Below are 21,483 nucleotides of genomic sequence, written 5' to 3' on the forward strand. Positions count from 1 at the left end.
CGGCTAGAGCGCGGCTTTCGCGTCGGACTTCTTCTGCATCATGACCGCGGCAGTCAGCACGAGCATGCCACCGAGGGCCAACACACCGCCGACAGCCGCAGGAGCGGTGTATCCGAAGCCGGCAGCGATCACCGCACCACCGACGGCTGCTCCGATCGCGTTGGCAAGGTTGAACGCGGCATGGTTGAGCGAGGCGGCAAGAGTCTGTGCATCGGCTGCGACGTCCATGAGTCGGGTCTGCAAACCAGGCACCATCGACGAACCGGATGCTCCGATCAGAAACACGAACAGCAAGGCCGTGTACGGGTTCTGCGCCGCGAACACGAAACCGAACAAACTGAGGGCGATCGCGGTCATCGAGATGTACATCCCCCGAATCAGCATGCGGTCCGCGATATGGCCACCCGCATAGTTGCCGGCGACCATACCGAGCCCATAAATCATCAGCGCAACGGGAACGAAAGCCTTCGACAGGCCCGAGACGTCGGTGAGAGTGGTCGCAATGTAGGTGTACACGGCGAACATCCCGCCGAAGCCGACGACGGCGATGATCAGTGTCATCCACACTTGCGGACGCCCCAAGGCACCGAGCTCGGTTATCGCCCGCGTGGTGGGCATTCCGTCCAGGCGAGGCATCCACGCAACGATCGCGGCGACGGTCAGGGCACCGATGACCGTCACGATGCCGAAGGCACTGCGCCATCCGAAGGACTGCCCGACCCACGTGGCCACCGGCACTCCGACGACGTTGGCGATCGACAGACCCATCATGACCATGGCGACCGCTTTGGCACGTTTGCCCGGTTCCGCCAGGTGTGCGGCGACCAACGCCGCGACACCGAAATGGGCACCGTGAGGAAGGCCTGCAACGAAACGCGACGCCATCAACTCGTAGAAACTCGGCGCGAAGACCGTGCCGAGGTTGCCGAGGGCGAATGCGACCATCAAGGCGAGCAGCAACACCCGGCGAGGTACCCGTGCTGCCAGTATTGCGATGACGGGAGCGCCGATGACCACTCCGAGTGCATAGGCCGAGATGAGATGTCCGGCGCTCGGCTCGGACACGTCCATCGCGGTCGCCATTTCGGGCAATAGACCCATGGACACGAACTCGGTGGTGCCGATACCGAAGCCGCCGATGGACAGGGCAAGCATCGCGAACCTTCGCCGCGTGGACAACGTTCTTCGACCGCCATTCGGACCGTTCGACACCCGCTCACGCACAGCGGTGACATTCTTGGCGAACGCCGAATCGGTGACACTCACAGCAGAACAACCTTTTCATCGAGATGGGAACACGATCTCTGTCGAACATGAAGAAAGGGACGACCCTGGTAGGGAACGTCCCCTTCTTCGATTCTCGTCCCGCGCCACCTGATTTCCGAGTCCACGCCCGGTGATTGTCCTCACCCGAGCAGGTGCTCAGCTGTTTCATGCAACTACTTCAGCGCCCTCTGCAGGTTTTCGTCGAGTGCTCCGAGAAATTCTTCGGTGGAGAGGTAGCCCTGATCTCCTCCGACGAGTGCGGCCAGATCCTTCGTCATCTGGCCACCTTCGACGGTCTTGACGACAATGTCTTCCAAGGACTGAGCGAAGCCGGTGACGTCGGGAGTGCTGTCGAGCTTGCCGCGGTGTTCGAGACCTCGAGTCCACGCGAAGATCGATGCAATCGGGTTGGTCGAGGTCGGTTTCCCTTGCTGGTGCTGACGGAAATGGCGCGTCACCGTGCCGTGTGCAGCCTCTGCTTCACAGGTCCTACCGTCCGGCGTGAGCAGAACCGACGTCATGAGGCCGAGCGAACCGAAGCCCTGCGCAACGGTGTCCGACTGGACGTCGCCGTCGTAATTCTTGCAGGCCCATACGTATCCGCCCTCCCATTTCATGGACGACGCGACCATGTCGTCGATGAGGCGATGCTCGTACGTCAGTCCGGCGGCGTCGAACTCCGCCTTGAATTCCTTTTCGTAGATGTCCTGGAAGGTGTCCTTGAATTGGCCGTCGTAGGCCTTGAGGATCGTGTTCTTGGTCGACAAGTACACCGGGTAATTCTGCTGCAAACCGTAATTCAGCGACGCACGGGCGAAGTCGATGATCGACTGATTGAAGTTGTACTGACCTTGCACGACGCCGCCGAGGCTCTCCTCGGTGAACCTGACCAGCTCGTGCTGGATCGGCTCACTGCCGTCCTCGGGCATGTAGGTGATGGTCACGGTGCCAGGTCCCGGGACCTTGAAGTCGATGGCGCGGTACTGATCGCCGAAGGCGTGGCGGCCGATGATGATCGGCTTGGTCCAGCCCGGAACCAGTCGCGGAACGTTGGAGATGATGATCGGTGCCCGGAAGATGGTGCCACCGAGAATATTGCGAATGGTCCCGTTCGGCGAACGCCACATCTTCTTCAGGCCGAATTCCTCGACGCGAGCCTCGTCCGGAGTGATCGTCGCGCATTTGACCCCGACGCCGTGCTTCTTGATTGCGTTCGCGGCATCGACGGTGACCTGGTCATCCGTCTTGTCCCTGGATTCGATTCCCAAGTCGTAGTACTCGAGATCGACATCGAGGTACGGATGGATGAGCTTGTCCTTGATGAACTGCCAGATGATGCGTGTCATCTCATCGCCGTCGAGTTCGACGACCTTGCCTTCGACCTTGATCTTGGACATGTGGGGTTCGCGTCCTCCTGGGAAGTATGCCGTTTTCGTCTTCCGAAGCTGCCAGTGTTGCCGCAGAACCGACGTTGTGAGTCGATCGGCGGTCCCACCCGTATTACGCCTTTTCACTGCTGGGCCGAGTGCGTGTACTCGACTTCGAACGTATACGCCTCGCGCGCTGTGCGTGAGCGTGCGAGGAAACAAGACAAGCGTACTGCTTGGCCGCTCAGGCATGGCCGGAGACCCTTTCGTCGTATCTCCGACCGGCGACCACTGTGGGCCCTGGTGACAGCCCGATCGACACTGACGACGGTGTCGCTATTCCACGTGTCGGAGGACACGCTAGGATTCTGCGAAGGTCATGAGTGCCAGCGTCAAAGCCCCGGCTTGCTGGCCGGCAACCCTCCAACCGCGGTGGGGTGCCCCGGGTGAGAAGACCTGGTTAGTCGACTGCGTTCGTGCAGTCGGAGAACAAGCGCGGGTTCGCCAGGGGCGAACCCAACAACCGAGCACAACCATGCTCGGTTGCTAGCCCCTAGGAGGTTCACGATGTGTTGTCGCTTCGATACGCCCCGCCCGGCTCGCTACGCCGAGCCCCAGCCGAATCGCACTCTTGAATCGAAAACGGAGTAGTCAACCACCATGAGCGAGAACACACCCGACGTCGTAGATGCCGCCGGCTCACCCATCGAAGATCCCGCCGCGTCGTGGAGCTTCGAAACCAAGCAGATTCACGTAGGCCAGAACGCTGACGGCGTCACACGCGCACGCGCGCTACCGATCTACCAGACGACGTCGTACACCTTCGACAGCACCGACCACGCTGCCGCGCTCTTCGGACTGACCGAGCCCGGCAACATCTACACCCGCATCATGAACCCCACGCAGGATGCCGTGGAGCAGCGCATCGCAGCGCTGGAGGGTGGCGTCGCGGCGCTGCTCTTGGCCTCCGGACAAGCCGCCGAGACTCTTGCAATTCTGAACATCGCCGAAGCAGGCGATCACATAGTCTCGAGCCCGCGCTTGTACGGCGGCACGTACAACCTCTTCCACTACACGTTGCGGAAACTGGGTATCACCGTCAGCTTCGTCTCCGACCCGGACGACCTCGAACAGTGGCGATCCGCGATCACACCGAAGACGAAGGCGTTCTACGGCGAAACGATCTCGAACCCGAAGAACGACATCTTCGACATTCCCGGAGTGTCGAAGATCGCGCACGAGAACGGCCTTCCGCTCATCGTCGACAACACCGTCGCGACGCCGTATCTCATCCAGCCGCTGAAGCACGGCGCCGACATCGTCGTCCATTCGGCCACCAAGTACCTCGGTGGCCACGGCACAGCAATCGCAGGCGTCATCGTCGACGGTGGCACTTTCGACTGGACCCAAGGGCGCCACGCCAACTTCACCACTCCTGACCCGAGCTATCACGGCGTGGTGTTCGCGGACCTCGGTGCACCGGCCTTTGCCCTCAAGGCTCGGGTCCAACTGCTTCGCGACATCGGGGCCGCAGTCGCACCGTTCAACGCATTCTTGATCAGCCAGGGACTCGAGACGCTGAGCCTTCGGATGGAACGCCACGTCGAGAACGCGCAGAAGGTAGCAGCCTTCGTCGAGGCTCGCAGCGAGGTCGTCAGCGTCAATTACGCAGGTCTGAAGTCCTCCCCGTGGTTCGAACGTGGCCAGGAATTGGCACCGAAGGGGCAGGGTGCCATCGTCGCTTTCGAACTGAAGGGCGGCATCGACGCGGGCAAGAAGTTCGTCGACGCACTGAGCCTGCACAGCCATGTAGCTAACATCGGTGATGTGCGCTCACTCGTAATTCATCCCGCATCGACAACTCACTCACAGCTGTCACCCGAGGAGCAGACCGCGGCGGGTGTCACTCCAGGACTCGTGCGCCTCGCGGTGGGCATCGAAGGGATCGACGACATCGTCGCTGATCTCGCGCGCGGATTCGCTGCGGCGGCGTCTTGACCATCAGCTCAGTGCACGACGTCCGTTCGGCCGCAGGGTTTCCTGCGCCGGACGGACGGCTCGGCAGTATCGACATCGGTCGGCTGGACCTCGAGAACGGTGCGTCCCTGCCGCAGGTGACCATCGCCGTTCAACGTTGGGGTGAGCTGTCCCCGAACCGCGACAACGTGGTGCTCGTCGAGCATGCGTTGACCGGGGACTCACATGTGTCCGGACCTGCCGGAGGCGCTCATGCCTTGCCCGGGTGGTGGAACGGGATGGTCGGGCCCGGCGCTCCGATCGACACGGACGAATGGTGTGTCATCGCCTCCAACGTGCTCGGTGGTTGCGGTGGAACGACAGGACCGTCGTCACTGAACCCGAGCGGAGTCCCATACGGCAGTACCTTTCCGGAGATCTCGATCCGCGATCAGGTGTCCGCCGAGATAGCACTCGCCGATGTACTCGGCATCGAAAGATGTGCGGCCGTGGTCGGCGGCTCCATGGGAGGCATGCGCACTCTCGAATGGATAGTCGGATACCCGGACCGCGTCGCGTCAGCTCTGGTGCTTGCGGTCGGAGGTCGTGCAACTGCCGACCAAATCGGTACGCAGACAACTCAGATCGAGGCGATCAAGGCCGATCCCGACTGGCAGGGCGGCAACTATCACGGAACCGGCCGGGCCCCACGGGTCGGACTGGGCATAGCGCGCCGAATCGCACACCTGACGTACCGAACCGAGAGCGAGCTCGACCTCAGGTTCGCCAACTCCGGCCAAGGCGAAGAAGATCCATGGCAGGGCGGACGGTACTCGGTAGAGAGTTACCTACAGCATCAGGCGAGCAAGCTGGTCGACCGTTTCGACGCGAGCACCTACGTATTGTTGACCGAAGCCATGAACAGGCACGACATCGGACGTGGGCGAGGTGGATTCGACGCTGCCTTGGCCATGGCTACCGTCCCGACGATCGTCGGCGGCGTCGACTCCGATCGGCTCTATCCCTTGCGGTTACAGAAGGAACTCGCCCGCGGCCTACCGGAATGCCGCGGTCTCGAGGTCATTCAGTCACGTGATGGCCACGACGGATTTCTGACCGAAGCCAGCGCTGTATCCGCACTACTCGGCGAGACGATGAAGCATGCGCGCGTCTCGAAGGGTCGCACCAGCTGAGTATTCGACCGGACGAATACTCAGTCGGTGCCGAGCGGATCGATCGACGCCGACAGCAACACGATAGCTCCCCCGACCAGGGCCATAGCCGAGACGTCGAAGGTTCTGCTTCGGACCTGCAGTAGGCCGACGTTCTTCTCCGGCATGCACAACCGGAAGCCTGCGGCCACTATTGTCGCCACGCCGAATACGAAGGCGCCGCGGCGCCACCGATCCGCAAGAACGAGTACGAGCGCCGCCGCAATGATCACGAGCACGATGACGAGCGGCAGGTTCTTGCGAATCTGGGACCACATCGAAGGTCAGACCGCTTCTGGGGTGGTTGCGAGAGCCTGCTCGGCTCGCTCGACCACGTTCGAGAGTAGGAACGCTCTCGTCAACGGCCCGACTCCACCCGGGTTGGGTGAGAGAAAACCGGCGACTTCGGCCACCTCGGGCGCAACGTCCCCGCGCAGTCCCTCATCCGTTCGAGTAACCCCGACGTCGAGCACTGCGGCACCGGGCTTGATCATGTCCGCGGTGACGATTCCGGGGACACCCGCAGCAGCAATGACGATGTCGGCGCGGCGAACCTCCGCGGCCAGGTCTTTGGTCCCGGTGTGGCACAGGGTAACGGTGGAGTTCTCGCTCTTGCGAGTGAGCAGCAGACCGATAGGACGGCCAACTGTCACCCCTCGACCGATGACGACAGCATGGGCCCCGTCGAGCGCTACGTCGTAGCGACGGAGGAGGTGGACGATCCCACGTGGGGTACAAGGCAACGCCGCTTGCTTACCGAGGACGAGTCGGCCGAGATTGATCGGGTGCAGTCCATCGGCATCCTTGGATGGATCGATTCGTTCGAGTGCAGCGTTCTCGTCCAGATGCTTCGGAAGTGGAAGCTGCACGATGTAACCGGTGCACTCGGGATTGGCATTGAGCTCGTCGATCACGGCGTCGAGCTCCGCCTGCGAGATGTCGGCAGGCAGATCACGCCGAATCGAGGTGATACCGACCTTGGCGCAGTCATTGTGCTTGCCGCGAACGTACGCCGCCGAGCCGGGATCATCGCCCACCAGCACCGTGCCGAGCCCGGGAACGATCCCGTGTTCTCGTAGCTTTGTCACTCGCTGAGTGAGATCGACGAAGATCTCGTCTCGGGTTGCTTTGCCGTCCAGAATCGTCGCAGTCACGATAGCTATTGTTCCAGGTGCCGGCAGGTGGAGCGGACGCCGGTCCGCAAGTAGTCAGCCCTCGACCGAAAGCCCGTGCGCCTGGGCGTATGCGACCGCCTGTGTCAGCTCGATCCGGGCACCGGTCACCGTCGCAGACATCCAGAGGTGTGCGTCGATCCGGGCACCACGAAGATCGGCCTCCTGCATCTTGGCGCCTACGGTTCTTGCGCCACTGAGATCCACCGAACGCAATATCGCCTTGCGCAGGTCGGTGTTCACCAAGTTCGCCTCGACCATGCGGCAGTTGGTCAAGTCCATCCCGCGCATGTCGGCTCCCCCCATTCCTACCAACGTGAAGTCGACCTCGTCGAAAGTCGACGGGCGCATCCGACAATCGACGAACGTCGAGCCGATCATGGTCGAATGACGGAAGACGCTGTGTTGCAGGTTGGTCCGCGCGAAGGTGCAGGAGCGAAAAGCCGCGTTGACATGGACCGACTCGGTCAGATCCGTGCCGGTGAAGTCACATTCCGTGAAGACCACCGCGGTAGTCTTCACGCCGCTGAGGTCGGCGTCTCGAAAGTTGCACGCCACGTACTCACGGTCGTCCCATTGCTGTTGGTCGAGTCTCGCGTCGGAGTAGTCCTCGCCGATAATCTGTTTCTCGTGCACCTCTGCCATTGTTCCCGGTACCGCTGATGGCAGAGTGAGCCGGGTGTTTCGCCTCATGTTCTTTCAGCCGCGTATCCCTCAGAACACCGGGAACGCGATCCGACTCGTCGCCGGCACCGGATGTGAACTGCACCTGGTCGGTCCGCTGGGCTTCGATATGTCCGAGCCCAAGCTCAAGCGCGCCGGCCTGGACTACCACGATCTGGCCTCGGTGACCGTCCACGAGAACCTGCCTGCCGCCTGGGAGGCCTTGGCGCCGGAACGGGTGTTCGCCTTTACCGCGCATGCGAGCAAGTTTCACGCGGACGTGTCCTATCTACCGGGTGATGTCTTGTTGTTCGGTCCCGAACCGACCGGTCTCCCCGAGGAAGTGCTCGGCGATCCGCTGGTCACCGAGCATCTGCGTATTCCGATGATCGAGGGTCGACGATCGCTCAACCTAGCCAACGCGGCCGCCGTCGTCATGTACGAGGCATGGCGCCAACACGGATTCGCTGGGAGTGTGTGACGGCGGACGATCCTGACGATGACGTAGCCGAGCTGAGCACCCACTGTGAGAGTTCCCAACCACAAAACGGCCCGCCCGAGCGCCACGAGCGCGTCTCTCCCGGTGTCGACAAGCGAATTCCATCCGGCGACGATTCCGTACCAGAAATTGTCCGGCCCCGGTGACGGTGTGAGGTCCTCGGCAGATTCAGCCGCGAGCAGATCCGCGGTGGTGACCGCTCCCGCGATCAAGGCCATCAGGCGACCGAGCGAGGCCCGCGAAGACGAGCCGAACCGTTACACGGAGTAGGGATAATTCACTGATGACCGCAGCGCAGAACCGGGGTACGGTGTGCCGCACCGACCCATTTCGTTTCCTTGAAGGAGCCCCTGTTGTTCTCCGCTTTTTCTTCGCTCGTCCGCTCGGCATCGTTCACCTCGACATCACAGGGCCTTTCACGGTCGGCTAGTCGATTGTCCCGCACCGCAGCAGTTTTCGCTGTTTCCAGCGGTTTCGTCGCCGCCGGATTTGCCGGAGCCGGCGTGGCAAATGCAGCTCCGGTGACGTGCGTATCCCCTCCGTCTGCCAATCAGATTCTCGTCGACGGGACTGCCAGCTGCGGCGCAACGTCCGCAGAAGGATCGCGCGCGACCGCCACAGCAGCAGACAGTGGAACGGCCGTCAGTGTCGCCGAAACCGGCGGCACCTCGACCACATACGCGACGGGATTCGGAACGGCCCTCGGCGCGTCACGCGCAGGCGGCACGTCCTACGCGGGCGCAATCGGCGGCGGCATCGCACATTCATGGGCAGACGCAGGTTCGACCACCATCGCGATCGCCGGTTGGGGCTCCGGCGCAACTGCCGAAGCTGCAGGCGTCGACTGCGTCGGGCCACTGTCTCTCGCGTTGAACCTCGCTTCCGGACAGTTCTGCATCCTCGGAAGTTGACCCTTCGCGCGCGCCTCGTGCACACGCGCGAGGCGCGCTTGGGCCGGACTTGATCTACGACAAAAGGTAGTAACTCCCCCTCCAGCGGTTTATGATTATGGTCACTTCCATCGTCAGGAGGATCAGTGACCGCTGTTGAGCCCAAGCCCACTGCCACGCTGGAAGCGGTGAGGCCTTTCCCGCCGCGGATGGGACCGAAAGGTTCTTTCATTCACAAGGCGGTGACGACGACAGATCCCAAGATGTTGGGGATCATGTACATCGCGACTTCCATCTCGTTCTTCCTCATCGGCGGCTTGATGGCGTTGCTCATTCGTGCCGAGCTCGCGGTACCGGGCTTGCAATTCCTCTCGACGGAGCAGTACAACCAGCTGTTCACCATGCACGGCACGATCATGCTGTTGCTGTACGCGACGCCGATCGTGTTCGGCTTCGCCAACTACATTCTGCCGCTGCAGATCGGTGCCCCGGACGTGGCGTTCCCGCGCTTGAACGCTTTCTCGTATTGGCTCTACCTGTTCGGCGCGATAATCGCTACATCCGGTTTCATCACCCCTGGTGGCGCTGCTGACTTCGGTTGGACCGCATACACCCCGCTTTCGAGTGCGGTGTACTCGCCGGGTGTCGGTGCAGATCTGTGGATCTTCGGTCTCGCCGTGGCTGGTTTGGGCACCATCTTGGGCGCCGTCAACATGATCACGACGGTCATCTGCTTGCGAGCGCCAGGTATGACGATGTTCCGGATGCCCATTTTCACATGGAACATCCTGGTCACCAGCATTCTGATTCTTCTTGTCTTCCCGTTGTTGACGGCGGCACTGTTGGGGGTAGCGGCCGATCGACATCTCGGTGCGCATCTGTTCGACCCGGCGACCGGTGGAGTGTTGTTGTGGCAGCACTTGTTCTGGTTCTTCGGCCACCCCGAGGTGTACATCATCGCGTTGCCGTTCTTCGGCATCATTTCCGAGGTGATTCCGGTCTTTGCGCGTAAGCCGATGTTCGGATACACCACCTTGATCTACGCAACGATTGCCATCGGTGCACTCTCGGTGGCGGTGTGGGCCCACCACATGTACGCCACGGGTGCGGTGCTGTTGCCGTTCTTCTCGTTCATGACGTTCTTGATCGCGATTCCGACCGGTGTGAAGATCTTCAACTGGATCGGCACTTTGTGGCGAGGTCAGGTGACACTGGAAACCCCGATGCTGTTCGCATTCGGCTTCTTGATCACGTTCCTCTTCGGCGGTCTCTCCGGTGTCCTGCTCGCCAGCCCGCCGATCGACTTCCACGTCACCGACACCTATTTCCTGGTGGCGCACTTCCACTACGTGGTCTTCGGCACGGTGGTGTTCGCAACGTTCTCGGGCATCTACTTCTGGTTCCCGAAGATGACCGGCCGGATGATGGACGAAAGATTGGGCAAGTGGCACTTCTGGCTGACATTCCTCGGCTTCCACGGCACTTTCCTGGTCCAGCACTGGCTCGGTGCCGAGGGCATGCCGCGTCGCTACGCCGACTATCTCTCCTCCGATGGATTCACCACGCTGAACATCATCTCTACGATCAGCGCGTTCGTGCTCGGTGCTTCGACACTGCCGTTCGTGTGGAACGTCTTCAAGTCGTATCGGTACGGCGAGGTGGTCACTGTGGACGATCCTTGGGGCTACGGCAACTCGCTGGAATGGGCCACATCATGCCCACCGCCGCGGCACAACTTCACAGAACTTCCGCGAATCCGTTCCGAGCGTCCGGCGTTCGAACTCCACTACCCACACATGGTGGAGCGCATGCGTGCCGAGGCTCATGTCGGCCCGGGCAGTCATGGCGGACAGACCACCGAAGTTCTCGAAAAGGCCCGCCGCGCACCTATCGCAACGGGAGAAGACGAGCATTCTGGGGACTGACCTCTGCGGCGAGTTGCTCTCAGACAGTTCTCAGCACCGGAAGTAATACTTCAGCGATGTCGTCTTCACTGCCTGCGGCATCGCCTACGCGGCGACGGGTCCTCGGGGTCGGCAATTGAACTTCTCGCTCCACAGCCGGATCCGGGTCCTCATCATCAGTCTGGCAGCTCTTGCGGTTGCCGTGAGCGCACTGGCCATCTACCTGGTCACCGAACAAGCATTGCGTTCCCAGGTAGCCGATCGAGTGTCTCGAAATGCCGACGCGCTCATTGCAAGTGCCACGTCCGGAGTTCCTTCGACCTTCTTCGGGTTCGGAGTCGGCACGACCGACGGGCCCGCGATCAAAGTTGCGTTGGTGACCTCGGACGGCGAACTCGTAACCTTCACCGCAGAATCTCGACCGTTCACCAACCCAGACGGCACTCTCGATGCCACCGAACAGGCGGTCGCAACCGGTTCGACCGATCAATCGCTCCGCGAGGTGCGCGGGTACATGCTGTCGGCCAAACGGACCGTATCGGGCGAAACGGTCATGGTGGCCGAGTCGTTGCAGTCCAACGCGCCGTTGCTCGGCAAGTTGACGCTTGCGCTCGTCGCGATCGGAACTCTTCTCATCGTTTTGGCCGGGATCGCCGGAACAGCAGTAGCTCGGACCGGACTGCGTCCGGTCAAACGATTGCGCAATGCCACCGAACGGGTAGCGCGCACCGGTGATTTGCAACCGATCGCCGTCACCGGAGACGACGAACTTGCGTCACTGGCGACGAGCTTCAATGACATGCTTGCTGCCCTTGCCCAATCCGGCGCGCGTCAAAACCGTCTGATCACCGACGCGGCAGAGGAACTGATGGGCCCGCTGCATACGCTTCGGGGAAAGATCGATGTCCTGATGGCTCTCGACGGACACGATGGACCGGCGCTATCCCCTGCCGAGCAGGACGAGCTTCGTGCCGGAGTCATGTCGGACATGGATGTCATCATCCGATTGGTACACGACCTGGTAGACCAGGCGCGCGACGTCCCCGAGTCAGCGAGCGCGTGATCGTACGCGAGGCTCGAGCCGATGCAGTTCGACGTCGTGCAGAATCCCGTCGCTGATCTCGGCTGTCATATAGGTGCAGAACGGCTGCCTGCGTCTGTCGGTCGGTGAGCCAGGGTTGAGCAGCCGCACACCGGTGTCCGTCACGGTGTCCCACGGAATGTGGCTGTGTCCGAACACCAGAACATCGATGCTCGGGTACTTCTCTGCCATCCGCTGTTCGCGTCCGGCTGAGCTGCCCGTCTCATGAACGACGGCAATCCGAACCCCGTCCAATGTGACTCGTGCGCATTCGGGCATCCGGGCACGGAGGTCGTCACCATCGTTGTTGCCCCAGCACGCGATCAACCTTTTCGACCTGGCAGAAATCTGCTCGAACACACCCGCATCGACCCAGTCGCCGGCGTGAATCACCACATCGGCGTCGTCGATGGCCGTCCACACTTGCTCGGGCAACACCCGAGCCCGAGTGGGGACATGGGTGTCTGCGAGAAGAAGCAGTTTCACATCTCACCGAATGCAGGTGCGGTCATCGCGTCAGATTATCCTGCCCGGTCTCTAACGAAAGTCCCGAGATTTCGACATCACCCGTAGGTCCATGAGTTGCAGATGATCGGCCACCACCGTCGCTGCGCCTTCTGCGTTCTGGACCTTCCCGCGGATGAGCAATGCCGGAGCCGTCAGCGCCAGCTTGCGGTACTTGGCCCACAATCCCACCGAGCACACCACGTTGACCATCCCCGTTTCGTCTTCGAGATTGACGAACGTGACCCCTGCAGCCGTAGCCGGTCGCTGCCGATGCGTCACGGCGCCACCGACCAGGACCCGGTCCCCGTCGGGAACCTGCAGTAGTCGATTCGCCGGGACTACCCCCAGTGCGTCGAGCTGCTCACGAAAGAACTGAGTCGGGTACGCATCGGGTGAGACTCCAGTAGCCCAGACGTCCGCCGAGGCCATATCGAGATCGCTCATCCCAGGCAATACCGGCGCACGAGTGGATGCCCCGAGTCCGGGAAGGAGATGCGGCCTCTCCCCTGCTGCTGCGCCTGCCGCCCAGAGCGCTTCGCGGCGGGTGATTCCGAAGCATCCCAACGCGCCTGCGGTAGCAAGTGATTCGGCTTGCGTAGTGGACAATTCGACTCGTCCTGTGAGATCGAGGAACGATACGAACGGACCGGCTGCTGTGCGTGCGTCGACGATGCGTTCGGCAAGATCCTGCCCGATGTACTTCACGTCAGCGAGTCCCATCCGAATCTCGAGACCCTCGGCAGTGAGATCCGCGTACCACGAGCTGGCATTGACGTCCGGGCCGTGCACACGCACTCCATGCCGTCGAGCGTCCGCCACCAGAGACTGCGGGGAGTAGAACCCCATCGGTTGCGCACGCAACAGACCTGCGCAGAACGCGGCGGGATGATGAAGCTTGAACCACGACGAATAGAAGACCAGCGAGGCGAAGCTCTGTGAATGGCTTTCGGGGAAACCGAAATTGGCGAATGCAGAAAGCTTCTCGTAGATTCGATCGGCCGCGTCACCGGTGATGCCGTGCAAGTCTCGCATTCCCTCGTAGAAGCGATCACGTAACAGGTTCATCTTCTCCGGCGAACGCTTCGACCCCATCGCACGACGAAGTTGATCGGCGTCGGCAGCGCTGAATCCAGCCACATCGATGGCCATCTGCATCAATTGCTCTTGAAAGAGTGGCACTCCGAGGGTGCGGTCGAGAGCCTTCTTCAACGACGGGTGATCGAATGTGACGGGTTCGAGTCCGTTGCGGCGCTTGATGTACGGATGAACGGATCCACCCTGGATCGGACCCGGCCGAATGAGTGCGACCTCTACGACCAGGTCGTAGAACTCACTCGGCTTCAACCGCGGCAACGTCGCCATCTGGGCCCGCGACTCCACTTGGAACACACCGATCGAATCGGCCCGCTGCAGCATGTCGTAGACGGCTTTCTCACTCAAATCGATATCGGCGAGGTCGATGCGTTGCCCTTTGTGCTCGACGAGAAGATCGATCATGTAGTGCAACGCTGACAACATACCGAGACCGAGCATATCGAATTTCACCAAACCTACTGCAGCACAATCATCTTTGTCCCACTGCAATACACTACGATTGGCCATCGTCGCCCACTCGACAGGACAGACATCGGCAATAGGGCGATCGCAGATCACCATTCCGCCCGAGTGGATACCCAGATGCCTTGGGAAGCCCTCGATCTGCTGGGCAAGCTCTAGAACAGACTTCGGAATGCCACTGTCTGCCTGATCTCCGACGCCAGACCACCGGGTGACCTGTTTGCTCCAGGCATCCTGCTGACCCTGCGAGAACCCGAGAGCACGTGCCATGTCACGTACCGAGGACTTACCTCGGTACGTGATCACGTTCGCCACCTGCGCCGCGTACGCACGCCCGTACTTCTCGTACACGTGCTGAATGGCTTCCTCGCGCCGGTCGGACTCGATGTCGACATCGATATCCGGAGGGCCGTCTCGTTCCGGAGCAAGGAAACGCTCGAAAAGAAGTTTGTTCGCCACCGGATCGACGTTCGTGATTCCGATGGCGTAACAGACAGCCGAGTTCGCTGCCGAACCTCTTCCCTGACAGAGAATGTCGTGTGTCTTACAGAAGTCCACGATGTCGTGCACGACGAGGAAGTACCCCGGAAAATTCAACCGCTCGATGATGTCGAGTTCGTAATCGAGCTGCGCGTAGGCGGCCGGGTGGGTACTGGGTGTGCCGTATCTGCGAGCAGCACCGTCGAGGGTAAGGGCACGTAGATAGCTGGCTTCGGTGTGGCCGGCAGGCACGTCGAACGGCGGTAGTTGTGGGGCGATCAGATGCAGATCGAAAGCACACTCTCGACCCAGTTCGGCGGCACCACGAACCGCACCGGGATGATGCTCGAACAACCGAGCCATCTCGGCACCGGATCGCAGATACGTACCTCCCGTGGGCGCCAACCACCCCGCGGCGTCGTCCAGACTGCTGCGTGCACGTACCGCTGCCATCGCCATGGCCAAACGCCCGCTCCGCGGAGTCGCATAGTGCGCCGCAGTCGTAGCAACGATCGGAAGAGCGAATCTCCGCGCCAATTCGGCGAGCGCATCGTTGCGCTCGTCGTCTTCCGGTATGCCGTGATGAGTCAGTTCCACGGTGACTCGGTCGGCACCGAATCTCTCGATCAGATCCGCCAGAGCCGCACCGGCTGCCTCGACGCCACCGGCGTCCAACGCCCGTCGAACATGCCCTTTTCGACATCCGGTGAGAATCTGCCAATGCCCACCCGCAGCCTCGGACAGGGCGTCGAAATCGTAACGGGGCTTTCCTTTGACTCCCCCGGCAAGGTGAGCTGCGGCAATTTCACGCGACAGCCGTCGGTATCCCTCTTGCCCACGTGCGAGAACCAGCAGATGAGTACCCTCCGGATCCAACTCACCTGTCCTCGACGTCGTCGTGTCCAACGACAACTCGGCGCCGAAAATGGTCTTGATCCCCAGCTCCTTTGCTGCCTCGGCGAAGCGCACGACACCGTAGAAGCCATCGTGGTCGGTGATGGCGACGGCTTCGAGCCCGAGCCGTACTGCTTCTTCGACCATCTCCTCCGGTTGGCTGGCACCGTCCAGAAAGCTGAAAGCCGAATGTGCGTGTAGCTCCGCGTATGCCGTGGTCGTCGCCGCAGGTTTCGATATCGTCTTCTCGTACGCCGCACGCTTGCGCGACCACGCTGGACTGTCACCACCGTCCCCGACGATGTCCACGACCTTCGGATGCGAGGGGCGGCCGGACAACACCCGTTCCATTTCCGACCACGTCGGCGGACCGTCGTTCCATCCCATACTGACACCTCACTTTCATTCGAACATATGTTCCATTAGACCCTTTGGCTACGACACAAATCAATCTGTCTCGAGAGGCAGTTAGGCTCGCCGTGACATACAGCAGCCGAAAGAGCCGGAGAAGAATGTGAATCGTTGGGCCTCGTTCGTCGTCTCCCATAAGCGTTGGGTGCTCTCCATCGCTGTGGTGGTCGTAGCCCTGAGCGGCATATGGGGACTCGGCGTCTTCGGCAAGCTCAGCGAGGGCGGTTTCATCGACCCAGGTAGTGAAGCTGCGGAGGTATCGGAACTCGTCGCAGGATTGGGGCAGCAAACCCCCGATATCGTCGCCATCTACACCGCGCCCGAAGGCAAGACCATCGACGACATCGCCCCGGACGTCACCTCGGTACTCGACGGCTTCCAGAAAAAGTACGCAGTCGCGAACGTCACCTCCTACTGGACAGCCGATACCGGGACGAAGCAATTTCTGGTCTCGAAAGATGGAACCAAGGCACTCGCGACGGTCACCCTCGGCCCCGACTCCGGCATCACCTTCGCCACGTTCGGAGAGATCCCACCGCAGCTCGAGGTACCGGGCGTCACCTCCCAGTTCGCCGGTGGTTCCGTGGTCGGAGTTTCCTTCAGCCAGACGCTCCAGGAAGATCTGGTTCGCTCGGAAGCCATCGCCATCCCCATCACGCTCGTTCTGCTGATCGTGATCTTCGGAGGCGTCGTCGCGGCCGCTGTCCCGGTCTTCGTCGGCATCCTGAGCGTCCTGAGCGCGTTGGCAATCCTGCGTGCCCTCACCTCGGTCACGGAAGTCAGCTCGTTCTCCATCAACGTCGCGTCACTTCTGGGCCTCGGTCTCGCCATCGACTACGGGCTGTTCATCGTCAGTCGATATCGAGAAGAAATGCGCGACGGTGCGACCCCGACCGATGCAGCGATTCGAACAGTTCTGACGGCAGGCCGAACGATCGTCTTCTCGGGCTTGCTGCTGATCTGCGCCTTTGCCGGCATGCTCGTCTTCCCACAACCGGTTATCAAGTCGCTCGGTTTCGGGGCCATGGCCGCTGTAGCGAGCGCCGCGATCCTGTCGTTGACTGCAGTGCCCGCGTTGCTGGCGATTCTCGGACCACGCATCAATTCTCTGACGTGGAGCAAAACCGCATCGGATCGAGGTGAGGCGCGCGCCCAGAAATTCTGGGGCGGCGTCGTGACCCGAGTGATGCGCAAGCCAGGCATCGTAGCGGCAGTGATCATCGCCGGACTTCTCGTACTGTCGGCGCCGATACTGAAGGTCGCACTCGGCGAGGTCGACTACACCGCGCTCCCCAAGGACGATCCCGCTCGCGTCGCCGTCGAGACCCTCGGCACCGAGTTCCAATCCTCGGGTGAGAGCGCAACGGTCGTACTCCGGGGCCTCGATGGAGCCAAACCCCAGGGCTCACCGATAGCCGACATCACCCGTCGAGCTGAATCCGTCGACGGCATCGCTCGGGTCTCGTTCATCGGATCCACAGACGATGTCGTCGCGCTGGAAGCAATCTTCAGTGAACCGAGCGACGGTCGCACCGAAGCCGATGCAGCCGGTGCTGCAGTGGCGGGGCTGCGCGCGATGACGCCACCGGAGGGCACCGAACTGCTCGTCGGTGGCGCACGGGCACTCGTCGACGACGGCAATGCGGCGATCGCCGCGTGGCTTCCGGTCATGATTGCGATCATGGTCGTCTCGACGCTCATCCTGCTCTTCCTCGCATTCGGATCGATCGTGTTGCCGATCAAGGCCGTCCTCATGGCGGGACTCAGCCTGGGGGCGACATTCGGAGTGCTCACCTGGGTGTTCCAGGAAGGACATGGCGCCGATCTCCTAGGGGTGACGCCCGCGCCGCTGGAGGCGACCTTCGTGGTCCTCATCCTCGCCGTGGTCTTCGGCCTGTCGACCGACTACGAAGTGTTCTTGATGTCGCGCATGGTCGAGGCGCGCGCAGGCGGGGCTTCGACGGAGGAAGCGGTCGTCATCGGCGCCCAGCGCACCGGAAGAATCGTGACAGCGGCCGCGCTCATACTCATCATCGTCACCGGCGCGTTCACCATTTCCGAATTGTCGATCATGCGGTTCCTGGGATTCGGCATGATTCTCGCGCTCATCGTCGATGCCACGATCATCCGCATGCTGCTCGTCCCATCGCTGGTGAAATTGATGGGTGAGGCGAACTGGTGGGCTCCAGCGTGGATGAAGAAGGTGCACGAGAAGGTAGGTATCGGTCACTGAGCGCCGCCGGTCACCCTGGTGGGCTCTACCGACCTGGCCCAACAACTTACTTCAGAGTAAGTTGTCGTCCATGTCGAACTACATTGTCACCGGCGGTACGGGTTTCCTCGGGCAGAATCTGATCCCACTACTGCTCGAGCGCGACCCAGCGGCCGAGATTCACGTGTTGGTTCGCCAGAAGTCGATCGGGAAGCTCGAACGCCAGGTCGACATGCTCGCCGACAAGACCCGGATTCATCCGTTGATCGGCGATCTCACCGAACCCGATCTCGGATTGCGCACTGTCCCGGATGGCATCGACCATATCGTTCACCTGGGCGCCATCTACGACATGACCGCCGGTGACGAACAAGCATCGACCAACGTCGAGGGCACCCGTGCAGTGGTGGCACTTGCCGAGCGGACCGGTGCCCGGTTGCACCACATCTCCTCGATCGCCGTTGCCGGAGATTACGCGGGCACATTCACCGAAGACGACTTCGACAAAGGACAGGGCTTCCCAACCCCGTACCACCGCACCAAGTTCCAATCCGAGAAGATCGTGCGCGAATCCTCGGTCGACTGGCGCGTCTATCGACCCTCGGTAGTGCTGGGGCACTCCGAAACCGGGGCGATCGACAAGATCGACGGCCCATACTTCTTCTTCCCCCTCTTCGCCGCGTTGGCCACACTGCCTACTGCGCTTCCCATCACGGTTCCGAAGATCGGGGCCACCAATCTGGTGCCGGTGGACTACGTCGCCGCTGCGATTGTGGAGTTGATCCACCGAGGCGAGGACGATCAGCGAGTGTTCCACCTGGTCAACACGCAAGCACAGTCGATGCACGAGGTGTATCGCGCATTCTCCGAGGCCGCAGGTTCGAAAGCGAAGGTCATCGACATTCCCGGCGCCGTTGCTGCCGCCGTCGTAGCACCGAAGACCGACATCGTCCGCACCGGCCGCAACACTCTCCTGGACAGATTCGGCATACCGCCGGTAGTGCTCGAACATCTCACCTTGCCGACGACCTTCGACTCGGCAGCGACCCGGAAAGCACTATCGGGCAGCGGAATCACCCCACCACCGCTGGCGACCTACGCAGACCGCCTGTGGCAGCACTGGCGCGCGCACCTGGACCCGAACCGCGCACGGCGCGACGATCCTCGCGGCCCTCTCTTCGGACGACACGTCATCATCACCGGCGGATCCTCCGGCATCGGAAAAGCGAGTGCCGAAGCTGCAGCACGCAAAGGTGCCACCGTCATTCTGCTTGCCCGCGGTACCGAACAACTCGACTCCGTCGTGGCGAACATCCGCGCACACGGTGGCGATGCCTTCGGGTACACCTGCGACATCACGGACACCGAGTCGGTCGAGCAGACCGTGAAAACTATTCTGAGCGAACATGATCACGTGGACATGCTGGTCAACAACGCCGGCCGGTCCATCCGTCGATCGTTGTACCGCTCCACCGATCGACTGCACGACTTCGAGCGCACCATGGCCGTCAACTACTTCGGTGCTGTTCGCCTCGTCCTGGCACTGCTTCCGCACATGCGTGAACGTCGCTTCGGTCACATCGTCAACGTCAGCAGCGAAGCAGTGCTCGCTCACGCTCCCCGATTCTCCGGCTATGTAGCCAGCAAGGCCGCACTCGACGGTTTCGCCGACGTCGCCGCAGCCGAGACTCTTTCCGACGGAATAACATTCACCACGATCCACATGCCGCTGGTGGCCACCCCGATGATCACCCCGACAGGCCCCAGCAATGCCGGCCCGGTGGTGTCACCGGAGAAGGCCGGGGCGATGGTGATTCGGGCGCTCATCCGGAGGCCGAAGCGCATCGACACCCCACTGGGCACTCTCGGTCAGGTCGGCAGCATCTTCACGCCGAATATCAAGGACCGCACGATGCATCAGTTCTACCGTCGCTTCCCGGAGTCCGCTGCGTCCAAGGGCGAGGTTGCACCTACACAGCCCGCACTCGTTCCACCGGCGTCGCCACCACACGACCCGTCGCGTCCGGGAGCACGAGTTGCCAAGTTGGCGCGTCGAATCGGCCGGTTGGTGCCGGGCATCTACTGGTGACGCCTGGCTCTACCCACACCTGCGATTGCTCGACCGAACCCCCCGACGAGGTACGCGAGAGTTCCCAGTGCGAGCACCCACTTGGTAACGCTGACCGCCGTCGTGGCGCGAACCACCGAATCGGTGATCTGTTCGCGGTGATCGAGCAGATACAGACCCGCGATGTTCTCGACGTAGTCACCCGCCGCGGACAGAATCGGAGCTACGGCCAGCACCTTCGCCGTGGCCGGTGCCAGCTCGGTGAGTTCGCCCAGACGCGAAGCCCCGGCACGCAAAGCCATCGCGTAGATCACCGGATGAACGAAATCGGGGTAGTAGTGACTCCGAAATCGAGCGGTGGCGGCTGCATCCATGCTGTCGAGAATCTGCCGGTATCGGAGTGCCGACCACGATGTCTGAATCTGTAGAACCCGAGGGCCTGCCGGCCCCAACAGACGCACGATATTGGCTTGAGAGACAGCGAACATCATCGTCCAAGCGATGAGTGGACGATCCTGCGCCGAAAGTGCCATCTGCAAATACTAGAGCTTGGGAATCAGATTCGATCACGCATCAGGAATGGGAGCACGACGCTTTCGAATGACTGGTAGTCGTCACGATGGATGCTGTGACCGGTATCGAATGCCACAACCCGACACGAGCGGATCTCACCGGAGAGCATGGCGAGCCTTTCCTGATCGACCATCCCGCCCAGGCCACCGCGGAGCACGAGGGTCGAGGCAGTGATGTCCGGCAGCCGAGACCACCACTGAGCATTGGGTCGGCGAAACTGAGCAAGAGCAGGTTTGGTCATCGACCGATCGAATGCGAAGACAGCGCGTGGATGCCTGATGATGCTCGAGCCTGCGTGCCAGAGTTCGGTGATGGTGGGCAGACGGCCGGTGAGCGACGGTGGCGCATCTCCCGGCCGAATCGGAATAGGCATCTCCTCGACTACGAGGGACCGAACCGATGCGGGGCGCTGCTGCGCCACCACCGACACTGCATATGCGCCCAACGAATGCCCGACCAGATCTACCTGCGACAGCCCGAGATGGTCGAGCACCGCCGCCACGTCGCCTCCGAAAGCGTCGAACGAGTAGTCGTCGGCGTGTGCACTGCGTCCGTGTCCGCGCAGATCGACCGTGACTACCCGACGACCCACGTCGGTGAGTGCGCCGGCGAAACGGTCCCAGGTGCTGCTGTCACCGCCCATGCCGTGCACCAACACGGTAGGAACAGGATCGGCTCCACCGAAATCTCGGTAGGCGATGTCGACGCCGGCCACATCGAGTAATTCCACGTCGATACTCACAGTCCCGAGAGTAGCCGCGCTCACTTCCAC

At 61.7% G+C, this 21,483-nt stretch carries 17 protein-coding genes and 1 riboswitch; of the genes, 8 read left to right on the forward strand and 9 right to left on the reverse strand.

Annotation, left to right across the window (positions count from 1 at the left end; genetic code table 11):
- Positions 1-3: 3 nt before the first annotated feature.
- On the reverse strand, positions 4-1,266 hold the full coding sequence (locus ABIB36_RS12210) for an MFS transporter (protein WP_502944875.1): 1,263 nt from the start codon (positions 1,264-1,266) through the stop codon (positions 4-6).
- 173 nt (positions 1,267-1,439) lie between these two features.
- Positions 1,440-2,663, reverse strand: coding sequence for an NADP-dependent isocitrate dehydrogenase (locus tag ABIB36_RS12215; protein ID WP_084349029.1), 1,224 nt, complete (start codon positions 2,661-2,663; stop codon positions 1,440-1,442).
- A gap of 345 nt (positions 2,664-3,008) precedes the next feature.
- Positions 3,009-3,135: riboswitch (SAM riboswitch) on the forward strand.
- 158 nt (positions 3,136-3,293) lie between these two features.
- On the opposite strand from ABIB36_RS12215, the gene ABIB36_RS12220 reads away from it, so the two are divergent.
- Positions 3,294-4,631: a bifunctional o-acetylhomoserine/o-acetylserine sulfhydrylase gene (locus tag ABIB36_RS12220; protein WP_354559334.1), complete on the forward strand. Its 1,338-nt coding sequence runs from the start codon at positions 3,294-3,296 to the stop codon at positions 4,629-4,631.
- Positions 4,628-5,782 (forward strand): homoserine O-acetyltransferase MetX, encoded by a 1,155-nt coding sequence (gene metX, locus ABIB36_RS12225; RefSeq protein WP_084349027.1) that lies wholly within the window; start codon positions 4,628-4,630, stop codon positions 5,780-5,782. Before ABIB36_RS12220 ends, metX begins: the two co-directional genes overlap by 4 nt.
- 20 nt (positions 5,783-5,802) lie before the next feature.
- On the opposite strand, the gene ABIB36_RS12230 is transcribed toward metX, so the two are convergent.
- From ABIB36_RS12230 to ABIB36_RS12240, 3 genes are read right to left on the reverse strand one after another with little or no spacing between them, the layout of a single operon-like run.
- On the reverse strand, positions 5,803-6,078 hold the full coding sequence (locus ABIB36_RS12230) for a DUF3017 domain-containing protein (protein ID WP_084349026.1): 276 nt from the start codon (positions 6,076-6,078) through the stop codon (positions 5,803-5,805).
- Positions 6,079-6,084: 6 nt separating this feature from the next.
- Positions 6,085-6,954: a bifunctional methylenetetrahydrofolate dehydrogenase/methenyltetrahydrofolate cyclohydrolase gene (locus ABIB36_RS12235; RefSeq protein ID WP_179142453.1), complete on the reverse strand. Its 870-nt coding sequence runs from the start codon at positions 6,952-6,954 to the stop codon at positions 6,085-6,087.
- A 54-nt stretch (positions 6,955-7,008) separates the two neighbouring features.
- Complete coding sequence (locus tag ABIB36_RS12240; RefSeq protein ID WP_084349024.1) at positions 7,009-7,617, reverse strand: pentapeptide repeat-containing protein; 609 nt, start codon at positions 7,615-7,617, stop codon at positions 7,009-7,011.
- Positions 7,618-7,651: 34 nt separating this feature from the next.
- Between ABIB36_RS12240 and ABIB36_RS12245 the strand changes: the two genes are divergently transcribed.
- The 4 genes from ABIB36_RS12245 (at position 7,652) to ABIB36_RS12260 (ending at position 11,991) form a co-directional block, all read left to right on the forward strand.
- Positions 7,652-8,116: a tRNA (cytidine(34)-2'-O)-methyltransferase gene (locus tag ABIB36_RS12245; protein ID WP_179142452.1), complete on the forward strand. Its 465-nt coding sequence runs from the start codon at positions 7,652-7,654 to the stop codon at positions 8,114-8,116.
- 452 nt (positions 8,117-8,568) lie between these two features.
- Complete coding sequence (locus tag ABIB36_RS12250; RefSeq protein WP_084349021.1) at positions 8,569-9,045, forward strand: DUF6764 family protein; 477 nt, start codon at positions 8,569-8,571, stop codon at positions 9,043-9,045.
- 125 nt (positions 9,046-9,170) lie between these two features.
- Complete coding sequence (gene ctaD, locus ABIB36_RS12255; protein ID WP_354559333.1) at positions 9,171-10,949, forward strand: aa3-type cytochrome oxidase subunit I; 1,779 nt, start codon at positions 9,171-9,173, stop codon at positions 10,947-10,949.
- A 115-nt stretch (positions 10,950-11,064) separates the two neighbouring features.
- A complete protein-coding gene (locus ABIB36_RS12260; protein ID WP_084348420.1) occupies positions 11,065-11,991 on the forward strand; it encodes a HAMP domain-containing protein in 927 nt (308 codons plus the stop codon).
- Here the strand turns inward: ABIB36_RS12260 and ABIB36_RS12265 are convergent.
- Both ABIB36_RS12265 and ABIB36_RS12270 read right to left on the reverse strand, forming a co-directional pair.
- On the reverse strand, positions 11,977-12,495 hold the full coding sequence (locus ABIB36_RS12265; protein WP_084348421.1) for a metallophosphoesterase family protein: 519 nt from the start codon (positions 12,493-12,495) through the stop codon (positions 11,977-11,979). The genes ABIB36_RS12260 and ABIB36_RS12265 overlap by 15 nt on opposite strands.
- A 51-nt stretch (positions 12,496-12,546) precedes the next feature.
- A complete protein-coding gene (locus ABIB36_RS12270; protein ID WP_084348422.1) occupies positions 12,547-15,834 on the reverse strand; it encodes an error-prone DNA polymerase in 3,288 nt (1,095 codons plus the stop codon).
- 127 nt (positions 15,835-15,961) lie between these two features.
- Here ABIB36_RS12270 and ABIB36_RS12275 point away from each other — a divergent pair, with 127 nt between their 5' ends.
- Entirely contained in the window at positions 15,962-18,091 is a 2,130-nt protein-coding gene (locus tag ABIB36_RS12275; RefSeq protein ID WP_179142391.1) for an MMPL family transporter, read from the forward strand.
- 70 nt (positions 18,092-18,161) lie between these two features.
- Complete coding sequence (locus ABIB36_RS12280) at positions 18,162-20,159, forward strand: SDR family oxidoreductase (RefSeq protein ID WP_354559332.1); 1,998 nt, start codon at positions 18,162-18,164, stop codon at positions 20,157-20,159.
- Here the strand turns inward: ABIB36_RS12280 and ABIB36_RS12285 are convergent.
- Both ABIB36_RS12285 and ABIB36_RS12290 read right to left on the reverse strand, forming a co-directional pair.
- Complete coding sequence (locus tag ABIB36_RS12285) at positions 20,150-20,671, reverse strand: hypothetical protein (RefSeq protein ID WP_084348424.1); 522 nt, start codon at positions 20,669-20,671, stop codon at positions 20,150-20,152. The genes ABIB36_RS12280 and ABIB36_RS12285 overlap by 10 nt on opposite strands.
- Positions 20,672-20,694: 23 nt before the next feature.
- The gene (locus ABIB36_RS12290; protein ID WP_354559331.1) at positions 20,695-21,453 is read right to left on the reverse strand and encodes an alpha/beta fold hydrolase; all 759 of its coding nucleotides are present in this window, start codon (positions 21,451-21,453) and stop codon (positions 20,695-20,697) included.
- Positions 21,454-21,483 lie beyond the last annotated feature (30 nt).

The sequence above is a fragment of the Rhodococcus sp. UYP9 genome (assembly GCF_040547235.1).
Taxonomy (GTDB): Bacteria; Actinomycetota; Actinomycetes; order Mycobacteriales; family Mycobacteriaceae; genus Rhodococcoides.